At 58.1% G+C, this 7,182-nt stretch carries 6 protein-coding genes; 4 read left to right on the forward strand and 2 right to left on the reverse strand.

Annotation, left to right across the window (positions count from 1 at the left end; genetic code table 11):
• The 4 genes from NW837_RS08885 to NW837_RS08900 form a co-directional block, all read left to right on the forward strand.
• The coding region (locus NW837_RS08885) for a peptidoglycan DD-metalloendopeptidase family protein (protein ID WP_414330777.1) at positions 1–963 on the forward strand (963 nt) is incomplete at its 5' end.
• Positions 964–1,055: 92 nt separating this feature from the next.
• Complete coding sequence (locus NW837_RS08890; protein WP_414330779.1) at positions 1,056–2,381, forward strand: FIST N-terminal domain-containing protein; 1,326 nt, start codon at positions 1,056–1,058, stop codon at positions 2,379–2,381.
• 81 nt (positions 2,382–2,462) lie between these two features.
• Positions 2,463–3,995 carry a leucyl aminopeptidase gene (locus tag NW837_RS08895; RefSeq protein ID WP_414330782.1) on the forward strand — a complete coding sequence of 511 codons (1,533 nt, stop codon included), beginning with the start codon at positions 2,463–2,465 and terminating at the stop codon, positions 3,993–3,995.
• A gap of 202 nt (positions 3,996–4,197) precedes the next feature.
• Complete coding sequence (locus NW837_RS08900; protein ID WP_414330784.1) at positions 4,198–5,055, forward strand: DnaJ domain-containing protein; 858 nt, start codon at positions 4,198–4,200, stop codon at positions 5,053–5,055.
• Between the two features lie 103 nt (positions 5,056–5,158).
• Here NW837_RS08900 and NW837_RS08905 read toward each other — a convergent pair whose 3' ends face one another.
• Positions 5,159–6,682 (reverse strand): AAA family ATPase, encoded by a 1,524-nt coding sequence (locus tag NW837_RS08905; protein WP_414330789.1) that lies wholly within the window; start codon positions 6,680–6,682, stop codon positions 5,159–5,161.
• 219 nt (positions 6,683–6,901) lie between these two features.
• A partial coding sequence (locus tag NW837_RS08910) for a thiamine phosphate synthase (RefSeq protein WP_414330787.1) occupies positions 6,902–7,182 on the reverse strand: 281 nt, incomplete at its 5' end.

Raw genomic sequence — 7,182 nt, forward strand, 5'->3', positions numbered from 1 at the left:
AGCCAGCCGGGATTGATCTACACCGTCAAGCAGGGAGACACACTGGAGGACATTGCCAACCGCTACCGAGTTCCCCAGCAGCGGATTATCGAAGCGACTCCTCTGGATCGCCCGGAATATCTGCGCATTGGCCAACGCCTGCTCATCCCCGGCGATGTGGGCGAGTTGATCCAGCGTCAGAAGGAGATGATCGCTGCCCAGAAAGCTCGCGAAGAGGAAGAGCGCCGCCAGCAAGAGGAGGAAGCCCAACGCCAAGCCGAAGCCCAAGCTCGATTACAGGCGGAGCAGCAACGCCGGGCCCAGCAAATGGAACAAGAACGGCAGGCCCTCTTGGCCGGTGGATCCCTGACCCACACAGTTGGAGCCGGTGACACCATCGAACGGATCGCCGCCCGCTATGGGGTAACTCAGCGATCCATTATTCAAGCCAACAACTTGCGCAATCCCCACTGGCTGCGCATTGGCCAACGCCTTACGATTCCGGCGCCGGGTACGCAGCCCACCCCTGCTCCTGCCCGACGAGCTCAGAGCCAGCCACAAGCTCGGCCAGCGCCGCCAGCGCCCCCTCCAGCTCCTCCTCAGGCCCGCAGCAGTGGGTTTATCTGGCCGGTCTCCGGGCAAATCACCTCTGGCTTTGGCTACCGTCGCGGTCGCCTTCATGCAGGGGTAGATATTCCTGGCCCCGTGGGATCCCCCATTGTAGCCGTTCAGGAGGGAGTGGTGATCTTTGCGGGGAATGGCGGGGATGGCTACGGCAATCGGGTGGATATCCGCCATCCCAACGGAATTGTTACTCGCTATGCCCACGGCCATCAGATTTACGTTTCCACAGGCCAGTACGTGCAGCAGGGGCAGACAATCATGAGCCGCGGCAGCACTGGCTGGAGCACAGGGCCGCATCTGCACTTTGAAGTCCGCCCCGGCGGGGGCGCGCCTGTGGATCCCCGGCCTTATCTGCCCTGATCCTGTCTTGAACAGAGACCGTGCAGAACAGCCAGCCCGGCCATAAATTGCTAGCCTAAAGACAGCAAACTCCAGACCGTAGGAACACGCCGATGCAGTGGGTGAACGCGCTCTCCCAGCTCCCTTCCCTAGAAGCGGCTCTGCGGCAGGTGGTGGAGGAAGCCAAGGCCAAGCTTCAGGCAGCCCAACTGAAAAGTGTCCTGAGTCGGCAGGTGCAGACGGTGGGATCCGGTGGGTTGCCGGGGCTGCTGACAGGGTATGTTCCCTCTCAGCCTCTGCGGCCCAACTTGGGGGTTTTGTTTGTGTCGGCGGCCTTTGCCAGCGAATACATCCGGGTGTTGCCATTGCTGTCGGAGCTGCTGGAGGTGGACGTTTTGATCGGCTGCTCCGGCGGTGGCATTGTGGGTGGCGGGCATGAAATTGAGGATGGCCCGGCTCTCTCCTTGTCTTTGGCGGTCATGCCGGAGGTGGTGCTGCATCCTTTTCATCTGCGGGGGAACCAATTGCCGGACTTGGATGCGGCTCCTTCTGCCTGGGTCGATTGTGTTGGGGTTTCGCCGCAGAGCAAGCCTCATTTTCTGCTCTTGGCCGATGGATTTTCCTCTGGCATCTCAGAGTTGCTGCAGGGGTTGGATTTCGCCTATCCGGGATCCGTCAAAGTGGGGGGATTGGCCAGTGGGGGCCGCGGCCCTCGGGGCAATGCTCTGTTTTTGCTGGATGCGCGTACCCTCACACCTCGGCGGGAGCTGTATCGAGAGGGCACAGTGGGGCTAGCGCTCTACGGCAATGTGGTGCTGGATGCAGTGGTGGCCCAGGGGTGTCGCCCCATTGGGGATCCCTTGCGGGTGACGGAAGCAGAGGGGAATGTGATTCTTGGCTTGGAGGGTCGCCCTCCTCTAGCGGTTTTGCAGGACTTGGCAGAGCGGCTCAGTCCCGTGGATCAGCGATTGGCCCGCCACTCTCTCTTCATCGGCCTGCTGATGGATGAGTTCAAGTCGGAGCCGACGCCGGGAGATTTCCTCATTCGCGTAATCTTGGGCGTTGATCCGCGCGTGGGGGCGCTGGCCATCGGGGATCAGGTGCGCCCTGGCCAGACGGTGCAATTTCATCTGCGGGATGCCCAGACTTCGGCAGAAGATCTGCGTTGGGCCCTCAGCCGCTATTGTGCCGAGCGCAACTTGAGGCAAAGCCCCTCTCAACCGAGGCCGGAGCCTTGTGGGGCGTTGATGTTCTCCTGTTTGGGGCGAGGCAAGGGCCTGTACGGCACTCCCGATTTTGACTCGCAACGGTTTCGGGAATTGCTTGGAGAGCTGCCCTTGGGGGGGTTCTTTTGCAATGGTGAGATCGGCCCCGTTGGGGGATCCACCTTTTTACACGGCTACACTTCCTGCTTCGGGATCTTCCGGCCCGCCCACTAGAGGGGGGATCCCTTGCCCTAAGAGCCGGCAAAATTAGATAGACTGAGGATCTGCTGTCAACAGCTTGGTCAAGGGTTTCTCATGCAGCTTCATCTTAGCGAGCCGCCACTCACTCAAGGGGAATGTGCCCTGGTCTATTGCTTTGCCGCTTCCGGCGGGAATGGCCGCTTTCCTCTGCCCCCTGAGATCGCCTCTTGGGATGAAAAGGCGTGGTCAGGGCTGGTGGCGGAAACCGTTCAGGAGCAGGGGTTTCAGGGGAAGCCGAATAGCAGTGTTGCCCTGCGCCTGACAGGAGAGATCCGCAAACTGGTGTTGGTGGGGCTAGGGGATCCCGCGGCCCTAACGCTAGAAGCCCTACGACGGGCCACAGCCAACGGCCTGCGCCAGGCTCACAGCTTAAAAGCCAAGCAGGTGATGCTGTCTTTGCCGGAGACGGGGTTGGATCGGGTGCGTGGGGTTCAGGCGGTGGCCGAAGCCTGCCTACTGGTGGCGCACCGGGACAATCGGTTTAAATCTTCAGCCAAAGGGGAAGAGGAAAACAGCTTTTCTGTGCAGGAAGTAACTCTCTTGGTGCCGGGGTTGGCCCAGGCCCGTTCTGACTACGAGGCCGCGCTGCGGCGGGCCATTGAGATGGCCGCAGGAACCATCTTGGCTCGGGAATTGGTGGCTGCCCCCGCCAACATTGTTACTCCTCTTGCCCTGGCCGATACCGCCCGCCAACTGGCCCAGGAATATGGTCTAGAGGTGGAGATTTTGGGACAGGAAGAATGCGAGGCTCTGGGGATGGGGGCTTTTTTGGGTGTGGCCAAAGCCTCTGACCTGCCGCCCCAGTTCATTCACCTCACCTACAAGCCGCCACAAGGGGATCCTGTTACCAAATTGGCCCTGGTGGGCAAGGGGCTGACCTTTGATTCCGGTGGGCTGAACATCAAAACCGACTCCCGCAGCATCGCCATGATGAAAACCGACATGGGGGGAGCAGCGGCAGTTTTGGGAGCTGCACGGGCCCTAGCCGCCCTCAAGCCGCAAGTGGAGCTGCACTTCATCGTCGCTGCCACGGAAAACATGATCAGCGGCCATGCCATCCACCCAGGGGATATCCTCACCGCTTCTAACCAGAAGACCATTGAGGTCAACAACACCGATGCAGAAGGCCGCCTCACCTTGGCAGATGCCCTGGTGTTTGCGGAAAAGCTGGGCGTTGATGCCATCCTCGATCTGGCTACCCTGACCGGTGCTTGTGTGATTGCTCTGGGGGAAGAAATTGCCGGCTTGTTCACCCCAGATGAGACGCTGGCCCAGGAGCTACAGCAGGCTGCCAATCTTTCCGGCGAAAAAATCTGGCGCCTGCCGCTGGAGGAAGGCTACTTCGAGGGTCTCAGCTCCATTGTGGCCGACATGAAAAACACTGGTCCCCGCTCAGGGGGATCCATCACCGCTGCCCTGTTCCTGAAGCAGTTTGTGGAGAAAACCCCTTGGGCCCACCTGGATATAGCAGGCCCCGTTTGGACAGAGAAGGATGCAGGCTACAACAACAAAGGGGCCACCGGTTATGGGGTGCGCACCCTGGTGGAGTGGGTCTTGGCGCGGCAAGCCGCAGCAGCTTGCTCATAACCCCGCCTTTCTGGACGTTGGGCCTTGAAAAAGCATCTACTGAGGGAGGAGCCAAGGGCTGCTTGGCTAGAGCTGTCCGATCCCTAAAATAGGCTTAAAAAAGAGTCTAGGTATTGAGTAGCACTTTGCAAGGCTTCCCCTCAGGGAATAGGATCCCCGCATCAAAGTAGCTGGCACAAGGCCCCCTGCGCGGGATCCTCCCATGAAAGACCTTTACCGCGAGCTGGAATTACAGCCCAATGCAACTCTAGAAGAAATTAAAGAGAGCTACAGGCGGCTTGCCAAAGAATACCATCCCGATAAACTTCACCCAGATACACCTGTTAAGGGGCGGCAGTACATTGAGGAAAAGTTTAAGTCTATTCAGGAAGCATACTCGGTCCTGAGTGATCCTGTGAAGCGAAAAGCCTATGACTCCCAAAGGCTTTCCCAGACTTCGCCCACAAAAGGGAGCGGGCATGGCCAAGACTTGAAAGCAGAACGCGGTTACAGCACACAAGATGGCAAACCTTGGCCCTTTGACTTCGACAAGATAAAGGAAGCTGCAGAAGAGATAGAACGTCGTAAGAAAAACATCGAGGCCAACTATAACCAAAGAGTAGAGCAAGTTAAGTCTGAGTTAAGGAGAAACTTGATCTCTATCGGAATAAAACAAGAGGAAGCTAAAATTGATCATACCTTTGCCACCAAAAGTGACACTATACTGGGTGCCCTCTCGCTTTTAGTCCTGAGCTTGTTCATTGGTGCCTTAAGTAGCTCAATCGGGCTTGTGCTCTTTCTAATCTCGGTTATTAGTCTTTTTATGGCCACTTTTGATAAAGGATATAGCAAGTCGCAAGTTGAGAGCGCTAAGAAGCTACAGGAAGAGGCAAAATCAGTAATAGCCCAGATAGAGAAAGATAGGAACTCGAAGCTTTCCCAGCTTGAGCTTCACTGTAGAAGTAGGATCGATCATTTTAAAGCTGTCCCTATCGAATCTATATCCCCATTTTATAAGTGGGCTGAGTGGGGAGGATCAGCTATTTTTGCTAACTGCAATGAAGGAAAAGGCAGATGCTAAAAGCCTAGAAGAAAACTTGAAGATAGCGGCTGGAGTTGCTGTAGGTATTGGCATACTAGCTGCTTTATTTGGGCTGGGAGGTGGATTTCACCCATTCTGAATCTCAAGAAGAGGCAAAACACTGCTTCATCTCCTGCAGCACCTGGGCATCTTGAGAGGCCGTTCTCGCGCCCGCTTGAGCAGCCCAGCACTTAAGACTCTCGATTTGGTCGCGGGCAATCGAGGCCAAGGGCACGGTTTCGCGGATGGCCTGCAGGATATCTTCTTGGGTAAAGTCCCGCCGGGCGCCGCTGCCACTGCCCCCAAAGGCGTTGTACATGGCATCTACAATGGCTTGCTCGATCTCGGCACCACTGAAATCCTGAGCTGCGGCTGCCAAGGCTTCCAGGTCGAACTCTCGCAGGCGGCTGGGGCGCAACCGCTGCAAATGCACCCGGAAGATCTCTTTGCGCTCAGCCTGGGTGGGCAGGTTCAAGAAGAAAATCTCGTCAAAGCGGCCCTTGCGCAACAGCTCCGGCGGCAGCAGCGGCACGTTGTTGGCGGTGGCCACAATGAAAACAGGGCTGGTTTTCTCCTGCATCCAGGTAATCAGGCTGCCAAACACCCGGCGGCTGGTACCGGAATCTCCATCGGCGCTGCTGGTGATGTTGCCAAAGGCTTTGTCGATTTCGTCGATCCAAAGCACGCAGGGGGCCATCGCCTCTGCCAGTTGGATCATCTGCCGCACCCGGCTTTCCGACTCGCCGACGATGCCGGCAAACAGCCGCCCGGCATCCAATCTCAGCAGGGGCAGCCGCCACTCATTGGCGATGGTCTTGGCGGAGAGGGATTTGCCGGTGCCCTGGATCCCGACCAGCAGCACGCCCTTGGGGTTGGGCAGGCCATAGCGACGCGCCTCTTCGGTAAAGGCTTCCTGGCGCACCCGCACCCAGGCCTTGAGATTATCTAGGCCCCCCACGCTTTTGAGGGTCTCGCGGGCGGTGAAAAACTCCAGGATGCCGGTTTGGCGGATGGCCTGCTTTTTTTCCTCTAGCACCAGGTCGATATCGGCTTCATTGACCTCCTGCTTGGCGGCCAAAGCGCGGGCCAAAACGCGGCGAATACGTTCTCGGCTCAGCCCTTGACAGGCTTTGACCAGTTGCTCGCGGGCTAGAGGGGTAAGCTTGAGCTTATCTGGAGCCACGTAGAGCTGGATGAGGCGGCTGATCTCTTCGCTGTTGGGCAGGGGAATATCGACGACGGTGATCTCCTCCGTCAGGTCGCTGGGCACTTCCAGGGTGTGGCTGAGCAGGATCAGCATCTTGCGGGTGCGTTTTAGCTCGCGGCTGAGGTTTTTCAGCTCCCGGATGATGGGAGCGTTTTTGTCGCTGGTGGCGTTGCGCAACACAAAGTGCAGATCCCGCAGCACAAAGAGAGTGTCCTCGTTGGGGGCAGAGCGCCACACCCGCCCCAGTGCCGCCATGATGGAGCCGCGATCCTCGCCTGTATCTTGCCAGCCCCGCACCAAGTCCCAGAACAACAATTGCCGCGGTGGGTCTGTCCGTCTGGCTACTTGGGTTAGCACGGCATCGGCAGGCTCTTCTTCTGGAGAGACCAAGTAAACCAGGGGGTAGCGGGCCCGGATCATCAAATCCAGCTCTGTCACCAGCCCTGCTTGCAGCTCCGCCGGGATCTCGACCAGGGCAGGATCCCTGCTGTCTGGATTTGTTTTTCTTGCGGCTTCTGTCATCGCCTCTGGAGTTTAGAACATCCTTACTTCATCTTCCTCTCACTTGTTCAGAAACCATTTGGATTGGAACAGCCAATAAGCAGCAAAATGCTCACGGTTGAGCTTCACGGTTGATCTTTAGGATAGGGCAGGGATCCCTTGCAGTTCGGCCAGCATGGTGCGGGCTGTCTGGGTGGGATCGGCAGCTTCCATCAAAGCCCGCACCACAGCTACACGGGTGGCCCCAGCTCGACGCACCTCGGGCAGGTTGTGGGGATCGATGCCGCCGATGGCAAACCAGGGCAGGTGGGCTTTCTCGGCAGCCAGGCGCACGTACTCCAGGCCGGCAGGGGGTTTCTCCGCTTTGGTGGGGGTGGGGTAAACGGGGCCGACGCCGATGTAGTCCACGTCGCTGTTCA

This window comes from Synechococcus sp. R6-10 (assembly GCF_047461815.1).
Lineage (GTDB): Bacteria > Cyanobacteriota > Cyanobacteriia > Thermostichales > Thermostichaceae > Thermostichus.

Bases quoted from the DNA above. Each gene is read 5' to 3' on its own strand.
- NW837_RS08895 (WP_414330782.1), top strand. From the start codon at position 2,463: ATGCAGCTTCATCTTAGCGAGCCGCCACTCACTCAAGGGGAATGTGCC.
- NW837_RS08900 (WP_414330784.1), top strand. From the start codon at position 4,198: ATGAAAGACCTTTACCGCGAGCTGGAATTACAGCCCAATGCAACTCTA.
- NW837_RS08905 (WP_414330789.1), bottom strand. From the start codon at position 6,682: ATGATCCGGGCCCGCTACCCCCTGGTTTACTTGGTCTCTCCAGAAGAA.
- NW837_RS08890 (WP_414330779.1), top strand. From the start codon at position 1,056: ATGCAGTGGGTGAACGCGCTCTCCCAGCTCCCTTCCCTAGAAGCGGCT.